We start from the raw sequence: 22854 nt of genomic DNA, 5'->3' as shown, positions 1-22854 counted from the left end.
CCGGCTATGAAATTCAAAAGCATAATTGATGGTTTGACAGAGGCTGGAAGTTACCGGCACGCTTTGTTTTACAACTTTCCCGGTGGACTGCGATTTGAACTGTCTGAGGGTGAGAGTCCACTGGGCCAAGTGTTGACAGCTCTACGTAAGGCAACGGAAATTTGCAACGACGTCTTTGCTGATAGCGATTCAGTTCTCGTCCACTTGCAACGATTTGTGTTTTCAACGCGTTTCGAACTACGGCACTCTATTCGCGAACTCGGGATGGCCGGAATTTCCATTCCAAAAGACAGGGACGTTTGGTACGAAAAGGTAGATGAGAGTGATGATTTCGGCGAAGGATTCTGGATAAATTGCGCATTTCAGGTGCCCGCCGCCAAGTTGCAAAACCTACTTTGGTGTGCCCTGGTTACCGACTTCAGCTCAATGCATCCGAATCCGCATTGCTTGATTTACCTCGTCAACACTGCGGGGGCAATTATTGTTCACCCGTATGATGACCGGGGGATGGATGTTATCTGTCGAAAGCCGTCAGTGTTGGAAGCGCTGTACAAAAAGCACAATCACTGGCTGCTCGACTACGACAGGGAGGCCATGGAGCAAACATTCGCCCCGAAAAATACCGGTGTTAATTCGTAACGGCCTGCTTCTTGTGCGCGACGAGAACCTTTCAAGGGGAAATGTAATGGCGTTTACTCAAGAGGATTGCGAAAAGGCGCTTGCAGGAATGTCTTCGCAAACCCAGGCCCAGTTTTTGGCTGGGCTTGGGCACGTCTATACCGTCTTCGCTAGAGATTCCTACGAATTTCAAGGGCCAGAAGTTACGAATCCTAGGCTTCTTCGAGACTTCAACGAAGTGCATCACCGGCTATATGCTCAGCTCTCTGCACTTCTGATGCATGGCGAGGGCGTATTCCCGCCTGATGTACTTGCATCCTGGCTCTGCGGTGAGGGACGTAGCGATGCTTTTCGCGCAGCAAGCATAGAAGCTTTTGAGCGTTGCTTCCGCAAATTGCCTGGTGCGTAAAGCGCGCTACCGGTTAGGAGACCATTGGTCTGCAACAAAAGGCAGAGAGCCACGTTGGGCGACGCACGATGCCCGTCTTACTGCGCAGGGGCTGTCGCGCGTTCCAATTCATCCAACCAGCGGAAAGCCTGCTCCCGGCTGGAACCGCACATCTCTTCCGATGGTTGTAAGCCGCCGCAGAACGCCGGCCGTTCCGGACTTCCGAAGACGCGGCAGCGATTGTCATCCGCCAGTTGAACACACCTGACACCTGCCGGTTTTCCGTTGGGCATCCCGGGTATCGGGCTCGTAATTGAGGGGGCGATGCAGCACGCCCCGCAGTTGTCGCGGCAGTTCATGGCATCTCTTTAGTTGACAACGGGCTTTCCGTTGGGCATCCCGGGTATCGGGCTCGTAATTGAGGGGGCGATGCAGCACGCCCCGCAGTTGTCGCGGCAGTTCATGGCATCTCTTTAGTTGACAACGGGCTTGCCGCCGGGCATGCCGGGAATCGGGCTGGTGATCGAGGGCGCGGTGCAGCAGGCGCCGCAGTTGTCTCTGCACTGCATGGGAAAGAAGGAGGATGAAAGGCAGGGCAGAAGTATACCGCCCCCTGGCCCGAAGCGGGCGCGTCGCCCGCCGTTTTCCTGCTACGTTGCATTCATTGCACATCCACCAGCAGGAGGCAGCATGGCCAGTCCCCTCAAACCCCTGAACCGCCAGGTCGTCGTCATCACCGGCGCATCGAGCGGCATCGGCCTGGCCACCGCCCAGGAGGCGGGCAAGCAGGGCGCGAAACTGGTGCTGGCCGCGCGCGGGGGCGATGTGCTCGAGGCGGTCGTGCAGGGCCTGGTCGAGAACGGCGTCGATGCGATCGCCGTCGTGGCCGACGTCTCGCAGCGTACCGATGTCGAGCGCATCGCGCAGGCCGCGGTCGCGCGCTACGGCCGTATCGACACCTGGATCAACAATGCCGGCGGCACCATCTTCGGTCGCCTCGACCAGGTATCCGAGGAAGACAGCCGGCGCCTGTTCGACATCAATTTCTGGGGCATGGTGCACGGCGCGCTGGTGGCGCTGCCTTACCTGAAGCGCCAGGGCGGCGCCCTGATCAACCTCGGCAGCGAAGCCTCCGAGGTGGCGATCCCGATGCAGGGCATGTACTCGGCCAGCAAGCATGCCGTGAAAGGCTTCACCGATGCGCTGCGCATCGAGGTCGAGCAACTGGACGAAGCACCGGTGTCGATCACCCTGATCGAGCCGGCCGCGGTCGACACGCCGCTGCCCCAGCACGCGCGCAACTACATGGAGCGCGAACCGAAGCTGCCCGCACCCCAGGTCGATCCGCACGAGGTGGCGGCCGCCATCCTGCATGCCGCCGTGGTGCCGATGCGCACGCTGCGGGTCGGCGTCATGGCCGGGCTCGACGTGATGATGGAAAAAATCGCCCCCGGTCTCGTCGACCGCCTGGCGGTGTTCCAGGTGCCGCGCCAGCAGCGGGACATCCCGCCGCGCAACCCCGACGGCGCCCTGTATGCCTCGCGCGCCAACGGCCGCATCTACGGTCCCTCATGAGCTGGCGGAATAGCGTAAATACCTGTTTATATTGACAGTTTCACTAGTACAACGATAGCTTGACTGCCTGACAAGCCCCGTCTATATTCTGTGGTTCTTCAGTTGGTTCCTAGGCGGAAACATGGAATGTCCACTCGACAGCAAGCCGCGCTGGGAACGCCGCAAGGATGCCCGTCCCCAGGAGCTCCTCGCTGCCGCCATTGACCTGTTCGTCGAGCACGGCTTTGCCGCGACCCGCCTGGAAGACGTCGCGCGCCGGGCCGGCGTTTCCAAGGGCACCCTCTACCTGTATTACGCGAACAAGGAAGAACTGTTCAAGGCGGTCGTACGCGAAAGCCTCCTTCCCTTCCTCGGCAAGGCCGAGCTGTCCGTTGCCGAATTCGACGGTCATAGCGCGGACCTGCTGCGCAGCGTGATCGGCACCTGGTGGCAACAGATCGGGCAGAGCAAGGCATCCGGCCTCAGCAAGCTGATGTTGGCCGAAGCCGGCAACTTTCCCGAGCTTGTCCGGTTCTACCAGGAAGAAGTCGTCAGCCGCGGTACCCGCATGATCTCCAGCATTCTCGAACGTGGGGTCGGCCGGGGTGAATTCCGCGACGTCGATATCCCGCAGATGACGCGGGTGTTGATCGCACCGATGATGATGCTCAATGTATGGAAGCACTCGGCCGCGGCCCCTTGCGACTGCGGCGAACTGCAGCCCCAGGTCTACCTCGACAATCTGCTCGATCTCAGCTTGCACGGCCTCCTTCCCCGCAGCGGCTGAGTTGCCGTTTACGCGATCGTGCCGTTTTTTCGGCGTTCAACCCCTCCAAACTGCAGACTGTCGCAATTTCCCCTGGTCTCGCGCAAGCCATCGTTAAGATGTGCGTCCCGAGGCCGTTCAACGATAAAATATCGGATTATTTATTTTTCCACCGAGAACTCAGATGAATATCGAACAAGCCCGCTTCAACATGATCGAACAGCAGATCCGTCCGTGGAACGTGCTCGACCAGGACGTGCTGGACCTGCTGCACGTCGTCAAGCGCGAACAGTTCGTGCCGACTGCGTACCAGAACCTGGCGTTTGCCGACGTCGAGATCCCGCTGCCGGGCGGCGAAGCGATGTTCAACCCGAAGGTCGAAGCACGCATCGTGCAGGAGCTGGCGGTCAAGAAGCATGAGAGCGTCCTCGAAATCGGTACCGGTTCGGGCTACATGGCGGCACTGCTGGCGCACATGGCGCGCCACGTGACCACCGTGGAAATCCAGCCGGAAACCGCCAAGCTGGCACGCGAGAACCTGGCGCGCGCCGGCATCAGCAACGTGACGGTCGAAGACGGCAATGGCGCCGCCGGCTGGGACCAGGGCGCGCCCTACGACGTGATCGTGGTCTCGGGCGGGCTGCCGGTGCTGCCGGAAGCCCTGCTCAAGGGGGTGAAAGTGGGCGGCCGCATCGGCGTGATCCTGGGCGAGGCGCCGGCGATGAGCTTCAACCTCATTACCCGCAGCTCGGAAACGGGCTACGACACGGTCAAGCTGTTCGAGACCAATGTCAAGACGCTGACCGGTGCGCAGGCGCCGTCGCGCTTCCAGTTCTGAGGCGGCGATGCAGCACATGACCGCACCGGAGCTGGCTGCCCGGCTCGCCCAGGCCGAGGCCGGGGCAGCCGAGCCGCCACTGCTGCTGGACGTGCGCGAGAACTGGGAATTCGCCACCTGCCATATCGCAGGCTCGACCCAGATCCCGATGCACCTGGTGCCGATCCGCGCCGGCGAACTGCCGGACGACCGCGAGATCGTGTGCATCTGCCACCACGGGGCGCGCAGCATGCAGGTGGCGAGCTTCCTCGAACGTAACGGGTTTGACAACGTAACGAATTTGACGGGCGGAATACACGCCTGGGCCGACCAGGTCGATCCTTCGATGCCGAAGTACTGACCTGATTCCAATACTTTTGATGACTCCTGTGGAGAATGTAATGCAGAAACCCCTGCGCAAATCCTTTCTTGCCGTGCTGGTTGCCGGCGCGGTCTTTTCGCTGAGTGCCAGCGCGGCCGACCTGCTCCAGGTGTACCAGCAGGCGCTCGCCAACGATGCGACCTATGCCAGTGCGCGCGCATCATTGGCCGCCGGCCAGGAACGGATCACGCAGGGGCGTGCGGGACTGCTCCCCAGGGTGGGCATCACCGGCAGCAGCATCAAGAACGACAGCGACAGCTCGCCCTGGAACGAGGGCGTGCGAATTACCGATCCGGAAAGCGGCGTCAGCAGGGTCGTCGCCGCCAGCCTCTCGAACGAGCGCACCACCGAGTACACGGTGGCCCTGACCCAGCCGCTGTTCCGCTGGGACGCCTGGCAAACCTACCAGCAGAGCAAGCTGCAGCAGGCCATTGCAGAGGCGCAGTTTGCCCAGGCCCAGCAGGACTTGATGACCCGCGTGGCGCAAGCCTATTTCGACGTGCTGGCTGCCCAGGACAAGCTGGAATCGATCCGGGCCCAGAAATCCGCGGTGACCGAACAGCTGGCGTCGGCCAAGCGCAACTTCGAGGTCGGCACCCAGACCATCACCGACACCCACGAGGCGCAAGCAGCCTACGACCTGGTGATCGCGCAGGAATTCGCGGCGGTGAACGATCTCGACAACAAGCGCAACGCGCTGGAGGCGATCATCGGCACGACCCCGGCCACGCTGGCGCAGCTCAAGAGCGGCGTCACCCTGCTGCCCCCGGCGCCGGCGAACGTCGACCCGTGGGTGGCGTCGGCCTTGAATCAGAATTATGGCGTGACCGTGTCGGAGCTGCAGGTGGGACTGGCCAAGCGCGACATCTCGCGCAATCGCGCCGGCCATTACCCGACCGTGGACCTGGTCGCGAGCCACACGCGCCGCGACGTCGGCGGCCAGTTGAACAGCTCGGGCGTCCTGAAGAACAACGGCATCGGCGTGCAGTTCGCGGTGCCGATCTTCAGCGGCTTTGCCGTGACCAGCCGCGTGCGCGAAGCGATCGCGCTGGAAGACAAGGCCAGGAACGACCTCGAAGCAACCCGCCGCCAGGCGGCGCTGCAGGCGCGCCAGGCCTATCTCGGTGTGAACAGCGGCATGGCCCAGGTCAAGGCGCTGGAAGCGGCGGAAGTGTCGAGCCAGTCGGCACTGGAATCGAACAAGCTGGGCTACCAGGTGGGCGTGCGCATCAATATCGACGTGCTCAACGCACAGCGCCAGCTGTACCAGACCCGCACCGACCTGTCGCGTGCACGTTACGACACCATCCTGAACGGCCTGCGCCTGAAGGCCGCGGCGGGTTCGCTGCGCGAATCGGACCTGGCGGCAGTCAACACGCTGCTGGAAAAATAATCCGACGCGGGCTCGTCCTGCCGCCCGCATTGTTAAAAAGCCCGGTCCTCTTGGTCCGGGCTTTTTGCTTTTCAGGCTTACGCTAACTCATTGATTTGACGATCAAATAGTTGACGCACGACAAGTCGTGCGCGAGCGGATTTTTTTGCAAAGCTGATAAACTGGCAACGTTAACATACCTTCGATGGCAGTGCGGTACAGACCGCCAGTCATCGACGCGGCATCCCCGTGCCGCCGCCAGATTCTCATCCCTAAGGAAAAACAACATGCAAAAGAACATCGCGATTGTCGGCGCCGGTTTTTCCGGGGCCGTCATTGCCCGCGAGCTGGCACAGGCCGGCTACAAAGTCGAGATCTTCGAATCGCGCCCGCACATCGCCGGCAACTGCCATTCCGAGCGCGACGCCGATACCGGCGTCATGGTGCACATCTACGGTCCGCACATCTTCCACACCGATATCGAGCGCGTGTGGGAATACGTGAACCGCTACAGCCGCTTCATGCCGTATGTGAACCGCGTCAAGGCGATCACCAACGGCGCGGTGTACACGCTGCCGATCAACCTGCTCACCATTAACCAGTTCTTCGGCAAGACCTTCCGCCCGGCCGAGGCCCAGGAATTCCTGGCTTCGCTCGGCGACAAGTCGATCGAGAACCCGGTCACCTTCGAGGACCAGGCGCTGCGCTTCGTCGGCCGCGAACTGTACGAGGCCTTCTTCAAGACCTACACCGTGAAGCAGTGGGGCATGCAGCCGACCGAGCTGCCGGCCAGCATCCTCAAGCGCCTGCCGGTGCGCTTCAACTACGACGACAACTATTTCGCGCACAAGTACCAGGGCATGCCGGAAGACGGCTACACCGCGCTGGTGGAAAAGATCCTCGACGTGCCGGGCGTCACCGTGCACCTGAACACCCGCTTCGACCCGGCCCAGAAGGGCGACTACGCCCACGTGTTCTACAGCGGCCCGATCGACGCCTGGTTCAACCACGCCGAAGGCCGCCTGCCGTACCGCACCCTGGATTTCGAAGTGTTCCGCGACACCGGCGACTACCAGGGCAATGCCGTCATCAACTACTGCGACGACGCCCAGCCCTACACCCGCATCACCGAGCACAAGCACTTCTCGCCGTGGGAAAAGCACGAGAAGACCCTGTGCTACAAGGAATACAGCCGCCAGTGCGAAGAGAAGGACATCCCGTACTACCCGATCCGCCAGGCGCGCGACAAGCAGCAGCTCGAACGCTACGTGAACGTGGCGCGCGAGGAGCCGAACGTGACTTTCGTGGGGCGCCTCGGCACCTACCGCTACCTGGACATGGACGTGACCATCAGCGAGGCGCTGGCCACGGCGGACAAGTTCCTGGAATGCGCGAAGGGCAATGCGCGCATGCCGGCGTTCGTCATCGATCCGCTGGCCTGAGAATACGGGCATTGGCCGCCGGCCTGCTGGCGGCGGCCATGAAACACGACGGGCGGCATGGCGTGGATCGCCATGCCGCCCGCTTCACGACCGGAGCGCGTCTTAGCTGCTCAGGCCGGCGCCAGCGGCATTGTCCTTGCGTTCGATCAGCTCGACCTTGTAGCCGTCCGGGTCGGTGATGAAGGCGATCACGGTGCTGCCGCCCTTGACCGGGCCGGGTTCGCGCGTGATGTTGCCGCCGGCGGCGCGCACACTGTCGCAGGTGGCGTAGATATCCTCGGCCGAGATGGCGATGTGGCCGTAGGCGGTGCCCATGTCGTAGCTGTCGACGCCGTAGTTGTAGGTCAGCTCGAGTTCGGCATGGTCGGGGTTGCTGCCGTAGCCAAGGAAGGCCAGCTTGTACTTGTATTCGGGGTTGTCGCTGGTACGCAGCAGCTTCATGCCGAGCACGGTGGTGTAGAAGTCGATCGAGCGCTGCAGGTCGCCGACGCGGAGCATGGTGTGGAGGATGCGCATGGGGGTGTCCTTCTGGTGATTCGGAAAGCGGTCATTCTATGCGCTGGGCGCTGATCTTGCAGGGCACGGCCGGCGATGCGGTGTCAATGTTCGTGCGTGAGTTGAACGCGTGGGCGGGAGACCCACCCACGCTACGGGACCGCAGGACGCCACCAGCATAGGCAGCGTGCAGACGCAGTCAATTCTCGAGCTTCGCGGTCATCGTGATGTTGGCGTTCAGCAGCTTCGACACCGGGCAGTTTTCCTTGGCCGTGTTGGCCGCCTTGTCGAAGTCTTCCTGGCTGGCGCCCGGAATCTTCGCCACCAGGTCGAGGTGCACCGCGGTGATCGAGAAGCCGCCGTCGACCTTTTCCATCGAGACGGTGGCGGTGGTGCGCAGCTCTTGCGCCGTCATGCCGGCCTGGCCCAGCTGGCCCGATAGCGCCATCGTGAAGCAGCCCGCGTGGGCCGCGCCGATCAGTTCTTCGGGGTTGGTGCCCGGGCCGTCCTCGAAGCGGGTGTTGAAGCCGTATTGCGCATCCTTGAGCACGCCGCTCGCGGTCGAGACCGCACCCTTGCCGTCCTTCAGGCCGCCGCTCCAGACGGCGCTGCCGTTGCGTTTGATGGTCATCGTATTCCTTTCACAGGTTGTTGTGGTCCGACTCGTCGTTGGTGGTGTCGTGCCGGCGCATCGAACGGTTGGCGTCCGGCTGGGGCTTGGCCTGGCCGGATGCGCCGGCGGCCGGCTCGACCGCATTTTCCAGCCCGTCCGGGTTGGTGCCGTAGCAGTCGGTGTTCTGGAGGCCCTGCGCGAGGTCCTCCGCGGCCTGCTCCATGACGCCGCGCGGTTGCTGGTCCTGCGCGTCCGGCGTTTCGTCACGCTCGTAGGGCTCGCGCTTGACGTCGTCGCCGGGTTCGATCGGCGCCTTGGTGTTGATGAAGCGGTCCTTGGTTTCGGTGACCATGTGCGTTCTCCTTTGTTGCAGTCAATGCAATCGTAACCGTGCGCCGGCCAAGGGGTCGCGCAATTGAAGCCGTCGGCAAATCGCCACAATGGATGATGCTTTTTTGCAACTAACCCGATAACATGGCGACTTGGACAATATTGCGAGATCCGTATCTTGACTGCCCACACCCTCGACACCCTCCAGCACGCCCACGTCTGCAAGAACTGCGATACCGTCACCTCGGGCAACTACTGCCACCAGTGCGGCCAGGCGACCCACCTGCACGTGCCGAGCGCGCGTGAATTCCTGCACGAGTTCATCGCGCACTACGTGGCGCTCGAGGGCAAGCTGTGGCGCTCGCTCAAGCTGCTGCTGTTCAAGCCGGGATTCCTGAGCCGCGAATACGTCGAAGGCCGCCGCGTGCGCTACATCGAGCCGCTGCGCCTGTACCTCACCTTCAGCATCATCTTCTTCGCGCTGTTCAAAATGAGCGCGGTCGAGATCGTCAATACAGGAAGCCGCGCCGAGACAGCGCCGGCGCTCAGCGCGACCGCGACCCAGCCATCGGCGCAAACGCGGCACTCCGAGGACTACCAGGAGTTTCAAAACAATGCCAAGCGCCTGCTGGGCCGGATCAGCCCGAGGCTGGAGCAGGGCGCGGAGCGCCTGTTTGCGATGTCGCAGAAGGAGCTGCAGGAAACCTCCAAGCGGGTGTTCTTCAGCTACACCCCGTATGCGATCTTCCTGATGATGCCGGTGTTCGCCCTGTACCTGAAGCTGCTCTACCTCGGCTCGGGCCGGCGCTACGGCGAGCACTTCCTGTTCGCCCTGCACAGTAACGGCTTCGCCTTCTTCATGCTGAGCCTGTTCATGCTGGCCGACGGCTGGAACCTGGTGCGCTTCGCGCTGCTGGCCTGGCTGGTGTTCTACCTGCCGACGGCGATGCGGCGCGTCTATGGCGGCGGGCGGATCCTGACCGCGCTGCGCTGGATCGTGCTGCTGGTGCTGCACCTGTTCACCCTGGTGACCGCGGTGACGCTGGCGGTGGCGGTCGGGCTGCTGCTCTGAGCTTGCCGGAAGCAGGGGGCGCCCGTTATACTGTTTATTTGTACAGTTGATTGGCGGGCGCCGGCAGGGACCGTGCAGCGGCGCCGTATCAGCGGCGCCGTATGGCAGACGCTGGGAGAATCGGTTAATCTCCTAGTCCCAACCCAACCGTCCTGGACCCATGTCAGTGTCGCCTGAAAAGCAACAAATCATCGCGCTCGTGGTGCGGCAAAATACTCCCGGCATCGAGGATCCGGCCCGGCAACTGGTGGACTTCCTGGCCGCCGAAGGCTACCGGGTGGTGTTCGAGACCGATACCGCGGCTTACCTGGAACCGCTCGGCATCGCCGGCATCGAGGCCTTGAGCGTGGCCGAGATCGGCGAGCAGGCCGGTTACGCGGTGGTCATGGGCGGCGACGGCACCATGCTCGGCATCGCGCGCCAGCTCGCCAAGTACGACATCCGGCTGATCGGCATCAACTCGGGCCGCCTGGGCTTCATTACCGACATTCCGCTCGATCGCATGGTGCCGGCCCTGCACGAGATCCTGCAGGGCCGGGCCAGGGCCGAGGAGCGCACGCTGCTGCAGGCGCGCGTGGTGCGTGACGGCCAGGAGATTTTTTGCAGCGTCGCCTTCAACGACGTGGTCGTGGCGCGCGGCACCGGCGCCGGCATGGTCGAGCTCAAGCTCATCGTCGACGGCGAGTTCATGTACAACCAGCGCGCGGACGGCCTGATCGTTTCCACGCCCACCGGCTCGACCGCGTATGCGCTGTCGGCCGGCGGCCCGCTGCTGCATCCGCGCGTGCAGGGCATCGTGCTGGTGCCGATCGCGCCGCATGCGCTGTCGAACCGGCCGATCGTGGTGCCCGAGTCGAGCGAGATCGTGGTGGAACTGGTGGCGGGGCGCGACATCAGCGTCAACTTCGACATGCAGACCTTCACCAGCCTGCAACTGGGCGACCGCATCGTCATCTCGCGCTCGCCGCACACGATCACCTTCCTGCATCCGCACGGCTGGAGCTACTACCATACGCTGCGCGAAAAGCTGCACTGGAACGAATATCCGACCAACGAAGGCAAGCTTACATAAAGCACAGGAGACACGACTTTTCATGCTGCGCACTCTTACCATCCGTGATTTCGTCATTGTCGACGCCATCGAACTCGAGTTCGCACATGGCTTCACGGTGTTCACCGGCGAGACCGGCGCCGGCAAGTCGATCCTGATCGATGCGCTGCAACTGGCGCTGGGCGGGCGCGGCGACGCAAGCATGGTGCGCGAAGGCGCGGCCAAGGCCGACATCAGCGCGGAATTCGCCCTGACCACGACGGCCGCCGCGTGGCTGGCGTCGAACGAACTCCCGATCGACGAGGGCGTCGCCCTGATGCGCCGCGTGATCGACAACGCCGGCCGCTCGAAGGCCTGGATCAACGGCATCAGCGCCACCGCCGCGCAGCTGCGCGAGCTGGGCGACATGCTGGTCGACATCCACGGCCAGCATGCGCACCAGTCGCTGCTCAAATCCGATGCCCAGCGCGCGCTGCTCGACAACCAGATCGCGGTGCGCGACCCAGCCGCCCACGAAGACGTGCTGGCCACGGCCAGCGCCTATAAAGCCTGGCGTGCGCTGGTGCGCCAGCGCGAGGAATTCGAGCAGGACGCGCGCAACGTGCTGCTCGAGCGCGAGCGCCTGGAGTGGCAGGTGAGCGAACTCGACAAGCTGGCGCCGAAGGCCGGCGAGTGGGCCGAGATCAGCAACGAACACAGCCGCCTGTCGCACGCGGCCAGCCTGCTCGAGGGCGCGCAGGAAGCGCTGCAGGCCATCTCGGAAGCCGATCACCCGATCCTGTCGCAGCTGTCCTCGCTGAACGCCAGGCTGGGCAAGCTGGTGGACGTCGACGCCCAGCTGCAAGAGGTGCTCGACTGCATGGAGCCGGCCCGCATCCAGCTGCAGGAAGCGGTCTACGCACTGAACAACTACATCGACAAGGTCGAACTCGACCCGGCCCGGCTGCGCGAGGTCGATGCGCGCATGGAAGCGCTGCACGGCGCCGCGCGCAAGTACCACGTCACGCCGGAAGAACTGCACGAGGAGCACGCCACGCTGGCCGCCAGGCTGCGCCAGCTGGCCGACGCCAGCGACCTCGAGGGCCTGCGCAAGCAGGAAGAAAAAGCCAGGGGCGCCTACCTGAAGGTGGCCGAGCGCCTGTCGAAGCGGCGCGCGCAGGCGGCCGTGGAGCTGGGCAAGGGGGTCACCAGCGCCATGCAGGAACTGAGCATGAGCGGCGGCAGCTTCGCCGTGGCGCTGAACCTGGGCGAGCCGGGCGCGCACGGCCTGGAACAGGTCGAGTTCCTGGTGGCCGGCCACGCCGGCGTGGCGCCGCGTCCGCTGGCCAAGGTGGCCTCGGGCGGCGAACTGGCGCGCATCTCGCTGGCGATCGCCGTGATCACCGCGCACGCGACCACCACGCCGACCCTGATCTTCGACGAGGTCGACACCGGCATCGGCGGCGGCGTGGCCGAGGTGGTGGGGCGCCTGCTCAAGCGCCTGGGCCAGCAGCGGCAAGTGCTGTGCGTAACCCACCTGCCGCAGGTGGCGAGCCAGGCCAACCAGCACTTCCAGGTGGCCAAGGGCGCGACCAGCGAGGGCCGCACCGTGTCGCGCATCGACGTGCTCGATACCCGGGCGCGCGTGGAAGAAGTGGCGCGCATGCTGGGTGGGATCGAGATTACCGAGACGACGCGCAAGCATGCCAGGGAGCTGCTGGCCTCGTAGCGCTTCCGTTTTTTGTCGCGTCCGACGATCGTGTGAACCGACGCTGCGTACACCGGCACGGACGCCTGAATCCGTCAGCCCGGCTGAGCAATTGCCCCGCTGTTGTTCGCGGTGCACACGCCAGGCAGCGGGGCGCCACTTATAATAGCGGGCGTCCCTTCAACCATCTGCGCCCATGCCCTTCAGAAAAGAACCGCCTTTCACGCACGGTACCGTGCCTTCCAGCGCCATCGTGCTGGTCAACCTGGGCACGCCGGACGAGCCGAGCCGCAAGGCGGTGCGCCGCTACCTGAAGCAGTTCCTGTCCGATCCGCGCGTGGTCGAGATTCCGGCCGCGATCTGGTGGTGCATCCTGAACCTGATTATCCTGCCGTTCCGCTCCGGTAAATCGGCGGCCAAGTACCGCACGATCTGGACCAAGGACGGCTCGCCGCTCAAGGTGCATACCGGGAAGCAGGCGGCGCTGCTGGAAAAGGCGCTGGCCGAGCGCGGCCACGAGGGCGTGAAGGTGGAGATGGCGATGCGTTACGGCTCGCCCTCGCTGCCCGAGGTGCTGGACCGCCTGCAGGCCGAGCACTGCCAGCGCATCGTGGTGCTGCCGGCCTACCCGCAGTATTCCGGCACCACCACCGCCTCGGTGTGGGATGCCGTGTATGCCCACTATGCCCGGGTGCGTAACATTCCCGAGCTGCGCCTGGTGCGCCACTACCACGATCACGAAGGCTACATCGAGGCGCTGCGGGCCCAGGTCGAGTCGTATTGGGAAACGCATGGCCGCGGCCAGAAGCTGGTGATGAGCTTCCACGGCACCCCCAAGCGCACCCTGATGCTGGGCGATCCGTATTTCTGCGAATGCCAGAAGACCGCGCGCCTGCTGGCCGTGGCCCTGGGCATGGGCGCCGACGAATACATCGTTACCTTCCAGTCGCGCTTCGGCAAGGCCGAATGGCTGCAGCCCTATACCGCGCCGACGGTGCAGGAGCTGGCGCGCCAGGGGATCGAGCGGATCGACGTGATCTGCCCCGGTTTCACCAGCGACTGCCTGGAAACCCTGGAAGAGATCAATATGGAAGTGCGGCACGACTTCGAAGCCGCCGGGGGCAAGGAATACCACTACATTCCCTGCCTGAACGCGTCGCCGGGCTGGATTACCGGCATGGCCGAGATCGCCGAACAGCACCTGATCGGCTGGCCGACCATCCTGACCCCGGCCCAGAAAGCGGCGCAGCGCCGCGATGCCCAGGTCGGCGCCCAGCACGCGGCCCAGCTCGGCGCCTGAACGGCGGTCGGGTGCAGCTTGCCAAGCTGCTAAAATAAGCGGTTACCCCGTCAATGCCAGGGCGTGGCGCCGATGCCGACGTAGGCCAGCCATGCCAGCACCGCGCAGGTGTACAGCACGATGGCGCCACTGATCAGTTGAAGTCTCATGATTTCTCATCCCCGGTAGGTGCGGTTCCACCGCAAGCTTGACAGGAAGATTAAAACTTTTCTTTGAGAAATGATTCAGGAAAACCGTAAATCTTGTAACAAATGATTTCCACTTTTTCATGGGCTGACCAGGAAATGCCCTTGAAAATGTAGGACATCACCCCATGTAGGGGACCTGTGTGTCAGGCAGGACACGTACCAATTCAGCCAAGTCCTTGATTCTAGGAGTTTTTTCGATGCAAGACCAAGAAAACCAAGAGCTGGCCGACGCCAAGGCGTCGGCGCAGGGAAATGCAGCGCCACAGGCTGATGCCGCCACCGCCGCCGAGGCTGCACAAGCCGGCGCCGGCCAGGCAGGCGTCCCACCGGCCGCCGCCGAGATGTCGGCCCAGTCGGACCTGGAAGCCCAGCTGAGCGCGACCGAGGCCAAGCTGGCCGAAACCCACGATGCTTTCATGCGCGCGAAAGCCGACGCCGAAAACATCCGCCGCCGCGCCCAGGAAGACGTGACCAAGGCGCATAAATTTGCCATCGAAAGCTTCGCCGAGGCGATGGTGCCGGTGCGCGACAGCCTGGAAATGGCCCTCAAAGTCGAAACCCAGACCGTCGAAGCCATCCGCGAAGGCGTGGAAATGACGCTCAAGCAATTGACCGCTGCGTTCGAAAAGAACCGCCTGGTCGAAGTGATGCCGCAGCCGGGCGAGAAACTCGACCCGAACAAGCACCAGGCCGTGGCCGTGGTGCCGTCCGAGCAGGAGGCCAATACCGTGGTCGCCGTGCTGCAAAAGGGCTACATGATCGCCGACCGCCTGCTGCGTCCGGCCATCGTGACGGCAGCAGCGCCGAAGTAAAGCAGGAGCAGGACCTGCGGCGCTGGATGAGCTGAACGCCATCCCCCTTGAAAGCACGCAGTTATTCCCAATATTGAATCCATCCGAAACTACAGTATTTAAAAGGAAAACAACATGGGCAAGATCATCGGTATCGACCTGGGGACCACCAACTCCTGCGTCGCGATCATGGAAAATGGCCAGCCAAAGGTCATCGAGAACGCTGAAGGCGCGCGCACCACGCCGTCGATCATCGCTTACCAGGAAGACGGCGAGATCCTGGTCGGCGCGCCGGCCAAGCGCCAGGCAGTCACCAACCCGAAGAACACCCTGTTCGCGGTGAAGCGCCTGATCGGCCGCAAGTTCCAGGAAAAGGAAGTCCAGAAGGACATCTCCCTGATGCCTTACCAGATCATGGGCGCCGACAACGGCGACGCATGGGTCGGCGTGCGCGACAAGAAGCTGGCGCCGCCGCAGATCTCGGCTGAAGTGCTGCGCAAGATGAAGAAGACCGCCGAAGACTACCTCGGCGAAGAAGTGACCGAAGCGGTCATCACCGTGCCGGCCTACTTCAACGACTCGCAGCGCCAGGCGACCAAGGACGCCGGCCGCATCGCCGGCCTGGACGTCAAGCGCATCATCAACGAGCCGACCGCGGCCGCGCTGGCATTCGGCCTGGACAAGACCGACAAGGGCGACCGCAAGATCGCCGTGTACGACCTCGGCGGCGGCACCTTCGACGTGTCGATCATCGAGATCGCGGACGTCGACGGCGAGAAGCAGTTCGAAGTGCTGTCGACCAACGGCGACACCTTCCTGGGCGGCGAAGACTTCGACCAGCGCGTGATCGACTACATCATCGACGAGTTCAAGAAGATCAACGGCCTCGACCTGTCGAAGGACCCGATCGCCCTGCAGCGCATCAAGGCCTCGGCCGAGCGCGCCAAGATCGAGCTGTCGTCCTCGCAGCAGACCGAGATCAACGAGCCGTACATCGCGATGGCGAACGGCGCGCCGGTCCACCTGAACCTGAAGATGACCCGCGCCAAGCTGGAATCGCTGGTCGAGGAACTGATCGCCAAGACCATCGAGCCATGCCGCGTCGCGATCAAGGACGCCGGCGTCAAGGTCTCGGACATCGACGACATCATCCTGGTCGGCGGCATGACCCGCATGCCGAAGGTGCAGGAAAAGGTCAAGGAGTTCTTCGGCAAGGACCCGCGCAAGGACGTCAACCCGGACGAGGCCGTCGCTGTCGGCGCCGCGATCCAGGGCTCGGTCCTGTCGGGCGAGCGCAAGGACCTGCTGCTGCTGGACGTGACCCCGCTGTCGCTGGGCATCGAAACCCTGGGCGGCGTGATGACCAAGATGATCCACAAGAACACCACGATCCCGACCAAGTTCTCGCAGGTGTTCTCGACCGCCGACGACAACCAGCCGGCCGTGACCATCAAGGTCTACCAGGGCGAGCGTGAGATCGCTGCGGGCAACAAGAGCCTGGGCGAGTTCAACCTCGAAGGCATCCCGCCGTCGCCGCGCGGCACCCCGCAGATCGAAGTGACCTTCGACATCGACGCCAACGGCATCCTGCACGTGGGCGCCAAGGACAAGGCCACCGGCAAGGAAAACAAGATCACCATCAAGGCCAACTCGGGCCTGTCGGAAGAAGAAATCCAGAAGATGGTGAAGGATGCCGAGCTGAACGCGGAAGAAGACAAGAAGGTCAAGGAACTGGCCGAAGCCCGTAACCAGGGCGACGCGCTGGTGCACTCGACCCGCAAGTCCCTGACCGAGTACGGCGACAAGCTGGAAGCCGGCGAGAAGGAAAAGATCGAAGCGGCGATCGCCGACCTCGAAGGCGCGCTCAAGAGCGGCGACAAGTCGGACATCGACGCCAAGACGGCAGCCCTGTCGGAAGCGGCCCAGAAACTGGGCGAGAAGATGTACGCCGACATGCAGGCACAGCAGGCTGGCGCAGCCGGCGGCCAGCAGGCAGGTAGCGAATCGCAGCCGCAGCAGGACGACGTGGTGGACGCCGACTTCAAGGAAGTGAAAGACGCGAAGTAATCTCCGGCGGGGCAGGGCTTTGAAACCTGTCCCGCACCACGGGGCCCGCCGAGCCGCTGCGACCGTATGGTTCCCCGGCTCGGTTTTTTTGCTGCATTTACTGCATAACCCGTTTTACCAGACATAACAAGCAAGGTGCCGCCAATGGCAAAGCGTGATTTTTACGAGATCCTCGGGGTCGCGAAGAATGCGTCGGAAGACGACATCAAGAAGGCCTATCGCAAGCTTGCGATGAAATACCATCCTGACCGTAATCCCGACAACAAGGAAGCGGAAGAAAAGTTCAAGGAGGTCAAGGAAGCCTACGAGATGCTGACCAATCCGGAGAAGCGCGAGGCTTATGACCGCTACGGTCATGCCGGCGTCGATCCGAACATGGGCGGCGGCGGCGGCTTCGGCGGTGGCGCCGGCGGTTTCGGCGACGCCTTCGGCGACATCTTCGGCGATATCTTCGGCGGCGGCGGCCGCGGTGGCCGCGGCGGCGGACCCCAGGTCTACCGCGGCGCCGACCTGCGCTACAACCTCGAGATCACCCTGGAGCAGGCAGCGCACGGCTACGACACCACCATCCGCGTGCCGAGCTGGGACAAGTGCGACACCTGCCACGGCAGCGGCGCCAAGCCGGGCACCTCGCCGGTGACCTGCACCACCTGCGCGGGCCACGGCCAGGTGCGCATGCAGCAGGGCTTCTTCAGCATCCAGCAGACCTGCCCGAAGTGCCACGGCAGCGGCAAGATCATCCCGGAACCGTGCGCAGCCTGCGGCGGCGCCGGACGCATCAAGCGCAACAAGACGCTGGAAGTGAAGATCCCGGCCGGTATCGACAACGGCATGCGGATCCGCTCGTCCGGCAACGGCGAGCCGGGCACCAATGGCGGGCCGCCGGGCGACCTGTATGTGGAGATCCACATCAAGCCGCACCAGGTATTCCAGCGCGAGGGCGACGACCTGCATTGCGAAATGCCGATCTCCTTCGCCAAGGCTGCGCTGGGCGGCGAGATCGAGGTGCCGACGCTGACCGGCAAGGTGTCGTTCACGGTGCCGGAAGGCACCCAGACCGGCAAGACCTTCCGCCTCAAGGGCAAGGGCATCAAGGGCGTTCGTTCGGGCTACACCGGCGACCTGTTCTGCCATGTGATCGTCGAAACCCCGGTCAAGCTGACCGACAAGCAGAAGGAACTGCTGCGCGAGTTCGAGCGCTCGACCAGCGAGGGCGGGGCCAAGCACAGCCCGCAGAGCAAGGGCTGGATGGACAAGGTCAAGGACTTCTTCGAATAAGAAGCCGCCTCGGGAAAACCGCTGCCTGGCGTAAGCCGGCAGCGGTTTTTTTTCGCCCTGCTGGTATACTGCTGCCCATTCAGCACGCATCAACCAGGGAAAAAACAATGGATAACAAGACCAACGGTGTGAGCGCGGAAGACCTCTTCGCACGCAACCGCGCATGGGCCGCCTCGATGGTGGCCGAAGACCCGAACTTCTTCAAGGCGCTGTCGGAACAGCAGGCCCCGGAATACCTGTGGATCGGCTGCTCCGACAGCCGCGTGCCGGCCAACGAACTGCTGGGAATGGCGCCGGGCGAACTGTTCGTGCACCGGAACATCGCCAACGTGGTGGTGCACTCCGACCTGAACTGCCTGAGCGTGCTGCAGTTCGCGATCGACGTGCTGAAGGTCAAGCACATCATCATCTGCGGCCACTACGGCTGCTCGGGCGTGGGCGCGGCCCTGACCGGCGCGCGCGTGGGCATGGCCGACAACTGGCTCGGCCACGTGCGCGACGTGCGCGACAAGCACGGCAAGTACCTCGGCAACGTGGTCGGCCGCCAGGCGGTGAACCGCCTGGTGGAGCTGAACGTGGCCGAGCAGGTGATCAACGTGGCGCAGACCACCATCGTGCGCGACGCCTGGGAACGCGGCCAGCCGCTGACCATCCACAGCTGGGTCTACGGCGTGCACGACGGCCTGCTGCGCGACCTCGGCATCACCGTCAGCAGCTTCGACGAGATCGCCCCGAAGCACGCGCGCGTGCTGCAAGGTTACCTGGATGGGGAACATGTCCGCGAAGAGCGCCGCGGACAGTGATCTGGCCCGGTTGCGCGAAATCGTCCGCGCCTTCGTGGACGAGCGCGACTGGGACCAGTTCCACACCCCCAAGAACCTGGCCTCGGCCCTGAGCGTCGAGGCGGCCGAGCTGCTCGAGCACTTCCAGTGGCTGCAGCATGGCCGGCCCGAGGAGCTTGGCGAAGCCAGGCGCCTCGAGGTCAGGCACGAGATGGCCGACGTGCTGGTCTACCTGGTGCGCCTGGCCGACAAGCTCGACGTCGACCTGTTCGCCGCGGTGCAGGAGAAGATGGTGCTCAACCGCGCGAAGTATCCGGCCGAGCAGGTGCGCGGCGACGCCAGGAAATACGACCAGTACAAGAAGTAGCCTGGCGCCGGTGCGCGCTGAGCGCCTGGCGTGAAGGTGTTTCTATGCCAGCGCCAGCGCGGCGCGTGGCGCTTGCCGCATGTCGGGGTCAGGCTGGCGCGTCTTCCCCGCGCCGCTGTCGAGGCGGAACACGCTCACCACATCCGCCAGGCCGATTGCCTGCTCCTGCAGCGATTGCGCCGCCGCCGCCGCTTCTTCCACCAGCGCCGCGTTCTGCTGCGTCACCGTATCCATTTCGCTGACGGCCTGGTTGATCTGGCCGATGCCGGTTTCCTGCTCGCGGCTGGCCATCGTGATCTCGCCCATGATGTCGGTCACGCGCGCCACGCTGGTGACGATCTCGTCCATCGTCGATCCCGCCTGGGCGACCTGGCGGCTGCCTTCGCCGACATTCGCCACCGAGGTGTCGATCAGCGCCTTGATCTCCTTTGCCGCGTTGGCCGAGCGCTGGGCGAGCGTACGCACCTCGGAGGCCACCACCGCGAAACCGCGGCCCTGCTCTCCGGCCCGGGCTGCTTCCACCGCCGCGTTCAGGGCGAGGATGTTGGTCTGGAAGGCAATGCCGTCGATGACACCGATGATGTCGACGATCTGGTCCGCGGATTCCTTGATCGCGGCCATCGTGGTCACGACATCGGCAATCACCGTGCCGCCGCGTTTGGCCACATCCGATGCCGTCATCGCCATCTGATTGGCCTGCTGCGCATTGTCGGCATTCTGGCGCACGGTGCTGGTCAGTTCTTCCATCGAGGAGGCGGTTTCCTCCAGGGAGCCGGCCTGCTGTTCGGTGCGCGCGGACAGATCGAGGTTGCCCATTGCGATTTCGGACGACGCGGTCGTGATCGTATCGGTGCCGCTGCGTACCTGGCCGACGATCTTGCGCAGGCTGGTATTCATTTCCTTCAGGGCAGCCAGCAATTGCCCGGTTTCGTCGGTCGAGCTGACCTCGATGTTGCTGGTCAGGTCGCCTGCCGCCACGGTGCGCGCCACCTCGACGGCGCGCGTTATCGGCCTGGTGATCGAACGCGTGATGGCCCAGCCGGTGGCTGCCGCCACCAGCAGCGCGGCCACGCCCACGGCGCTCAGCCACAGGCGCGCCTGTTCATACTGTTGCTGGGCTGCCGCATGGTCTTCCTGGTTGCGCGATTTCTGGATCTGGATCACTTCGGCGATCGCGTCTTGCCAGGCAGCGGCGGCCGGGATGACCTTCGATACCAGCAGGACATGGCCTTCCTCGGCGCTGTTTGCACGTCCCAACTCCCTGGTTTGATCGATCAACGCGGAAGCGGTCGCGCGCGTGCTGCCGATGCGCGCCAGCACGGCCTTGGTTTCGGCCCGGGTCACCATCTGCTCGAGCAGGGTGGCGGCGCTGTCGTAGTCCTTCCATGCGGCCTCGATGCGCTTGTCCGTGGCGGCGATGCCGGCTTGATCGGTTGTCAGGATGAGGTCGCGTACGCCAATCGCAATGCGGCGCTGCGCATCGCGCATGTCGTTCGCGCTGTCGAGACGCACATTATTCACGTCGACCACTTTTGCGATCAGCGTGTTCAAGGTTGACATGTTGTACAGGCCCATGCCAAGGATGACGACCAGGATCGCCAGCAGGATGCCAAAGCCGAAGGCCAGACGCTGGCCAATGTTTAGATTTTTCATTTGTCTCTCGTGGGAAACCGGTGGGGACGCGGAAATACGGGTGCATCCTCTGCACCAGGCTTGCGCAAGCCTTTACGTAGTCGCGAGCATCGCGGCAAGTAAAACTGGTAAATAGTTGACCAGTTTAGTAGGACTAATCCTACGCTGCAAGCAACACCTGTTTCCCTGTAGAAATTGAACAACAGGTGGTCTCAGGGGAGGGCGGGCGTGTTTCGTGCAGCCTGTCCCGGTTTTTCTGCCGACTATCGCATGCGACTTTTTTAAACAGTGCGCTTGTTCGTAGAATCTGGACACTCAGATAACAAGGAAGAATCCATGCTACATCGCACTATCTCGACCACGATCCTGGCAGCCGCGGCCCTCGCGGCCCTGTCCGGCGCCGCCTGCGCCCAAGACGTCACGCCGGGCAGCGCCGACTTCGAAGCGCGCCTGTTCGACTCGCCCGCGCTCGCCTCGCCCTACCGCGAGAACCTGAGCGAAGACGAAAAGATCGCCGGGCTGTCGAAGTTCTGGTCCGAAGTGAAGTACAACTTCGTCTACGTCGACAAGCTCAAGGCGCTCGACTGGGACCGGCTCTACCTCGAGACCATCCCGAAGGTGCGCGCCACCACGTCCACCGCCGAGTACTACCGGGTGCTGATGGCACTGTGCGCGAAGCTGCAGGACGGCCACACCAACGTCTATCCAGGCCAGGAACTGCGCGACAGCGCGATGGCGCGCCCGCTCCTGACGACCCACCTGGTCGAGGGCAGGGTGCTGGTGCGCGAGGTATTCGATCCGGCGCTGCTGGCGCGCGGCGTGGCCCCCGGCGTCGAGATCGTCGCGGTGGACGGCGAGCCGGCCATTGCCTATGCCGAACGCGCGGTCGCACCCTATGTGAGCGCCTCCACCCCGCAAGACCTGGAACAACGCGTGTACGGATTCCAGTTCCTGATGGGGTCGGTCGACAAGGCGCCGCGCCTGGGCCTGCGCGACGCCCGGGGCCGGGCCTTCGAGGCCGAGGTGCGCCGCGTCGACTGGGCGAGCTTCGGCCAGGCGGTCGCCGCGCGCCGCCAGCCCTTCGAGCTGCGCAAGCTGCCGGGCAATGTGGCCTATGTGGCGCTGAACGGCTTCGGCGACAGCAAGGCCGCCGACGGCTTCCTGGCCGCCTTCGGGCAGATCGCGTCGAGCGCGGCCCTGGTCATCGACCTGCGCAACAACGGCGGCGGCAATTCCAGCGAAGGCTACCGCGTGCTGGCGGCGCTGACCGACAAGCCTTTCGCCACCAGCAAATGGTCGACCCGCCAGTACCTCCCGACCTACCGCGCCTGGAAGCGGCCGATGCCGGACTTCGACGGCGAGGCCCGTGAGCACCAGCCCGACGGCAAGCGCCACTTCCGCGGGCCGGTGGCGGTCCTGACCTCCGCCGGCACGTATTCGGCGGCGGAAGACTTCATGGTGGCCTATGAGGGCATGCACCGCGGTCCGATCGTCGGCGCGGCAACCGGCGGCAGCACCGGCCAGCCGCTGCTCGTGCAACTGCCGGGCGGCGGCATGGCGCGCATCTGCACCAAGGCCGATACCTACCCGGACGGGCGCGCCTGGGTCGGCCACGGCATCCAGCCGACCGTCAGGGCAGCGCCGACCGTGGCCGACCTGCGCCGCGGCCGCGATACCGTGCTGGAGGCGGCCCTGGCCACGCTGAAACCGCACTGAGGACGCCGGCATTGATTTCTGCGGTGAAATAAAATTTCATGGAGCTAGCTGGTATGAAATAATATTTCACCGCATGCGCCTGCCTTAACGTGTTGGCATGCTTCCCGAGTTACCGTTAAGCTTTTGCTATGGGATTTTTCGAGACC

The 22854-nt window shown here is 63.8% G+C and carries 23 protein-coding genes; 18 read left to right on the top strand and 5 right to left on the bottom strand.

The window, feature by feature from the left end:
- Positions 1–6 precede the first annotated feature (6 nt).
- Positions 7–639 (top strand): DUF3885 domain-containing protein, encoded by a 633-nt coding sequence (locus IM543_22365; protein QOY94196.1) that lies wholly within the window; start codon positions 7–9, stop codon positions 637–639.
- Positions 640–685: 46 nt separating this feature from the next.
- Entirely contained in the window at positions 686–1027 is a 342-nt protein-coding gene (locus tag IM543_22360) for a hypothetical protein (GenBank protein QOY94195.1), read from the top strand.
- Positions 1028–1104: 77 nt separating this feature from the next.
- Here the strand turns inward: IM543_22360 and IM543_22355 are convergent, their stop codons facing one another.
- On the bottom strand, positions 1105–1365 hold the full coding sequence (locus IM543_22355; GenBank protein QOY94194.1) for a YkgJ family cysteine cluster protein: 261 nt from the start codon (positions 1363–1365) through the stop codon (positions 1105–1107).
- Positions 1366–1696: 331 nt separating this feature from the next.
- Here IM543_22355 and IM543_22350 point away from each other — a divergent pair, with 331 nt between their 5' ends.
- The 6 genes from IM543_22350 to glf all read left to right on the top strand — a co-directional run bounded on the left by IM543_22350 (position 1697) and on the right by glf (position 7339).
- Positions 1697–2581: an SDR family NAD(P)-dependent oxidoreductase gene (locus IM543_22350; GenBank protein ID QOY94193.1), complete on the top strand. Its 885-nt coding sequence runs from the start codon at positions 1697–1699 to the stop codon at positions 2579–2581.
- Between the two features lie 121 nt (positions 2582–2702).
- The gene (locus IM543_22345; GenBank protein ID QOY94192.1) at positions 2703–3347 is read left to right on the top strand and encodes a TetR/AcrR family transcriptional regulator; all 645 of its coding nucleotides are present in this window, start codon (positions 2703–2705) and stop codon (positions 3345–3347) included.
- 163 nt (positions 3348–3510) lie between these two features.
- Positions 3511–4164 (top strand): protein-L-isoaspartate O-methyltransferase, encoded by a 654-nt coding sequence (locus tag IM543_22340; protein ID QOY94191.1) that lies wholly within the window; start codon positions 3511–3513, stop codon positions 4162–4164.
- Between the two features lie 7 nt (positions 4165–4171).
- Positions 4172–4504 carry a sulfurtransferase gene (locus tag IM543_22335; protein ID QOY94190.1) on the top strand — a complete coding sequence of 111 codons (333 nt, stop codon included), beginning with the start codon at positions 4172–4174 and terminating at the stop codon, positions 4502–4504.
- A 40-nt stretch (positions 4505–4544) separates the two neighbouring features.
- Positions 4545–5918, top strand: coding sequence for a TolC family outer membrane protein (locus IM543_22330; GenBank protein ID QOY94189.1), 1374 nt, complete (start codon positions 4545–4547; stop codon positions 5916–5918).
- Positions 5919–6184: 266 nt separating this feature from the next.
- On the top strand, positions 6185–7339 hold the full coding sequence (glf, locus tag IM543_22325) for a UDP-galactopyranose mutase (GenBank protein QOY94188.1): 1155 nt from the start codon (positions 6185–6187) through the stop codon (positions 7337–7339).
- A 102-nt stretch (positions 7340–7441) separates the two neighbouring features.
- Here glf and gloA read toward each other — a convergent pair whose 3' ends face one another.
- The 3 genes from gloA to IM543_22310 all read right to left on the bottom strand — a co-directional run bounded on the left by gloA (position 7442) and on the right by IM543_22310 (position 8799).
- On the bottom strand, positions 7442–7855 hold the full coding sequence (gene gloA, locus IM543_22320; GenBank protein QOY94187.1) for a lactoylglutathione lyase: 414 nt from the start codon (positions 7853–7855) through the stop codon (positions 7442–7444).
- Positions 7856–8033: 178 nt separating this feature from the next.
- A complete protein-coding gene (locus tag IM543_22315) occupies positions 8034–8465 on the bottom strand; it encodes an OsmC family protein (GenBank protein QOY94186.1) in 432 nt (143 codons plus the stop codon).
- A 10-nt stretch (positions 8466–8475) separates the two neighbouring features.
- On the bottom strand, positions 8476–8799 hold the full coding sequence (locus IM543_22310) for a hypothetical protein (protein ID QOY94185.1): 324 nt from the start codon (positions 8797–8799) through the stop codon (positions 8476–8478).
- A gap of 147 nt (positions 8800–8946) precedes the next feature.
- Here IM543_22310 and IM543_22305 point away from each other — a divergent pair, with 147 nt between their 5' ends.
- The 9 genes from IM543_22305 to IM543_22265 all read left to right on the top strand — a co-directional run bounded on the left by IM543_22305 (position 8947) and on the right by IM543_22265 (position 19360).
- Positions 8947–9849: a DUF3667 domain-containing protein gene (locus IM543_22305; protein QOY96817.1), complete on the top strand. Its 903-nt coding sequence runs from the start codon at positions 8947–8949 to the stop codon at positions 9847–9849.
- 160 nt (positions 9850–10009) lie between these two features.
- Positions 10010–10921, top strand: a complete 912-nt coding sequence (locus tag IM543_22300; GenBank protein QOY94184.1) for an NAD kinase — start codon at positions 10010–10012, stop codon at positions 10919–10921.
- 22 nt (positions 10922–10943) lie between these two features.
- Complete coding sequence (gene recN / locus IM543_22295) at positions 10944–12608, top strand: DNA repair protein RecN (protein QOY94183.1); 1665 nt, start codon at positions 10944–10946, stop codon at positions 12606–12608.
- A 175-nt stretch (positions 12609–12783) separates the two neighbouring features.
- The gene (locus IM543_22290; GenBank protein ID QOY94182.1) at positions 12784–13887 is read left to right on the top strand and encodes a ferrochelatase; all 1104 of its coding nucleotides are present in this window, start codon (positions 12784–12786) and stop codon (positions 13885–13887) included.
- Positions 13888–14272: 385 nt separating this feature from the next.
- Positions 14273–14887 (top strand): nucleotide exchange factor GrpE, encoded by a 615-nt coding sequence (gene grpE, locus IM543_22285; protein QOY94181.1) that lies wholly within the window; start codon positions 14273–14275, stop codon positions 14885–14887.
- Between the two features lie 114 nt (positions 14888–15001).
- A complete protein-coding gene (dnaK, locus tag IM543_22280; protein QOY94180.1) occupies positions 15002–16933 on the top strand; it encodes a molecular chaperone DnaK in 1932 nt (643 codons plus the stop codon).
- 144 nt (positions 16934–17077) lie between these two features.
- Positions 17078–18211 carry a molecular chaperone DnaJ gene (gene dnaJ, locus IM543_22275; protein ID QOY94179.1) on the top strand — a complete coding sequence of 378 codons (1134 nt, stop codon included), beginning with the start codon at positions 17078–17080 and terminating at the stop codon, positions 18209–18211.
- Between the two features lie 107 nt (positions 18212–18318).
- Positions 18319–19014: a carbonate dehydratase gene (gene can, locus IM543_22270; GenBank protein QOY94178.1), complete on the top strand. Its 696-nt coding sequence runs from the start codon at positions 18319–18321 to the stop codon at positions 19012–19014.
- A complete protein-coding gene (locus tag IM543_22265; protein ID QOY94177.1) occupies positions 18986–19360 on the top strand; it encodes a nucleotide pyrophosphohydrolase in 375 nt (124 codons plus the stop codon). Before can ends, IM543_22265 begins: the two co-directional genes overlap by 29 nt.
- A gap of 42 nt (positions 19361–19402) precedes the next feature.
- On the opposite strand, the gene IM543_22260 is transcribed toward IM543_22265, so the two are convergent.
- Positions 19403–21013 carry an MCP four helix bundle domain-containing protein gene (locus tag IM543_22260; protein ID QOY94176.1) on the bottom strand — a complete coding sequence of 537 codons (1611 nt, stop codon included), beginning with the start codon at positions 21011–21013 and terminating at the stop codon, positions 19403–19405.
- A 330-nt stretch (positions 21014–21343) separates the two neighbouring features.
- On the opposite strand from IM543_22260, the gene IM543_22255 reads away from it, so the two are divergent.
- Positions 21344–22708, top strand: a complete 1365-nt coding sequence (locus IM543_22255; GenBank protein QOY96816.1) for a hypothetical protein — start codon at positions 21344–21346, stop codon at positions 22706–22708.
- Positions 22709–22854: the final 146 nt, after the last annotated feature.

This window comes from Massilia sp. UMI-21 (genome assembly GCA_015277795.1).
GTDB lineage: Bacteria > Pseudomonadota > Gammaproteobacteria > Burkholderiales > Burkholderiaceae_D > Telluria.
This window is presented reverse-complemented; position numbering and strand designations above follow the sequence as displayed.

What these genes read in the sequence shown, in the direction of transcription:
- IM543_22365 (QOY94196.1), top strand. Translation starts at nt 7, where the DNA reads ATGAAATTCAAAAGCATAATTGATGGTTTGACAGAGGCTGGAAGTTAC.
- IM543_22360 (QOY94195.1), top strand. Translation starts at nt 686, where the DNA reads ATGGCGTTTACTCAAGAGGATTGCGAAAAGGCGCTTGCAGGAATGTCT.
- IM543_22355 (QOY94194.1), bottom strand. Translation starts at nt 1,365, where the DNA reads ATGAACTGCCGCGACAACTGCGGGGCGTGCTGCATCGCCCCCTCAATT.
- IM543_22350 (QOY94193.1), top strand. Translation starts at nt 1,697, where the DNA reads ATGGCCAGTCCCCTCAAACCCCTGAACCGCCAGGTCGTCGTCATCACC.
- IM543_22345 (QOY94192.1), top strand. Translation starts at nt 2,703, where the DNA reads ATGGAATGTCCACTCGACAGCAAGCCGCGCTGGGAACGCCGCAAGGAT.
- IM543_22340 (QOY94191.1), top strand. Translation starts at nt 3,511, where the DNA reads ATGAATATCGAACAAGCCCGCTTCAACATGATCGAACAGCAGATCCGT.
- IM543_22335 (QOY94190.1), top strand. Translation starts at nt 4,172, where the DNA reads ATGCAGCACATGACCGCACCGGAGCTGGCTGCCCGGCTCGCCCAGGCC.
- IM543_22330 (QOY94189.1), top strand. Translation starts at nt 4,545, where the DNA reads ATGCAGAAACCCCTGCGCAAATCCTTTCTTGCCGTGCTGGTTGCCGGC.
- glf (QOY94188.1), top strand. Translation starts at nt 6,185, where the DNA reads ATGCAAAAGAACATCGCGATTGTCGGCGCCGGTTTTTCCGGGGCCGTC.
- gloA (QOY94187.1), bottom strand. Translation starts at nt 7,855, where the DNA reads ATGCGCATCCTCCACACCATGCTCCGCGTCGGCGACCTGCAGCGCTCG.
- IM543_22315 (QOY94186.1), bottom strand. Translation starts at nt 8,465, where the DNA reads ATGACCATCAAACGCAACGGCAGCGCCGTCTGGAGCGGCGGCCTGAAG.
- IM543_22310 (QOY94185.1), bottom strand. Translation starts at nt 8,799, where the DNA reads ATGGTCACCGAAACCAAGGACCGCTTCATCAACACCAAGGCGCCGATC.
- IM543_22300 (QOY94184.1), top strand. Translation starts at nt 10,010, where the DNA reads ATGTCAGTGTCGCCTGAAAAGCAACAAATCATCGCGCTCGTGGTGCGG.
- recN (QOY94183.1), top strand. Translation starts at nt 10,944, where the DNA reads ATGCTGCGCACTCTTACCATCCGTGATTTCGTCATTGTCGACGCCATC.
- IM543_22290 (QOY94182.1), top strand. Translation starts at nt 12,784, where the DNA reads ATGCCCTTCAGAAAAGAACCGCCTTTCACGCACGGTACCGTGCCTTCC.
- grpE (QOY94181.1), top strand. Translation starts at nt 14,273, where the DNA reads ATGCAAGACCAAGAAAACCAAGAGCTGGCCGACGCCAAGGCGTCGGCG.
- dnaK (QOY94180.1), top strand. Translation starts at nt 15,002, where the DNA reads ATGGGCAAGATCATCGGTATCGACCTGGGGACCACCAACTCCTGCGTC.
- dnaJ (QOY94179.1), top strand. Translation starts at nt 17,078, where the DNA reads ATGGCAAAGCGTGATTTTTACGAGATCCTCGGGGTCGCGAAGAATGCG.
- can (QOY94178.1), top strand. Translation starts at nt 18,319, where the DNA reads ATGGATAACAAGACCAACGGTGTGAGCGCGGAAGACCTCTTCGCACGC.
- IM543_22265 (QOY94177.1), top strand. Translation starts at nt 18,986, where the DNA reads ATGTCCGCGAAGAGCGCCGCGGACAGTGATCTGGCCCGGTTGCGCGAA.
- IM543_22260 (QOY94176.1), bottom strand. Translation starts at nt 21,013, where the DNA reads ATGAAAAATCTAAACATTGGCCAGCGTCTGGCCTTCGGCTTTGGCATC.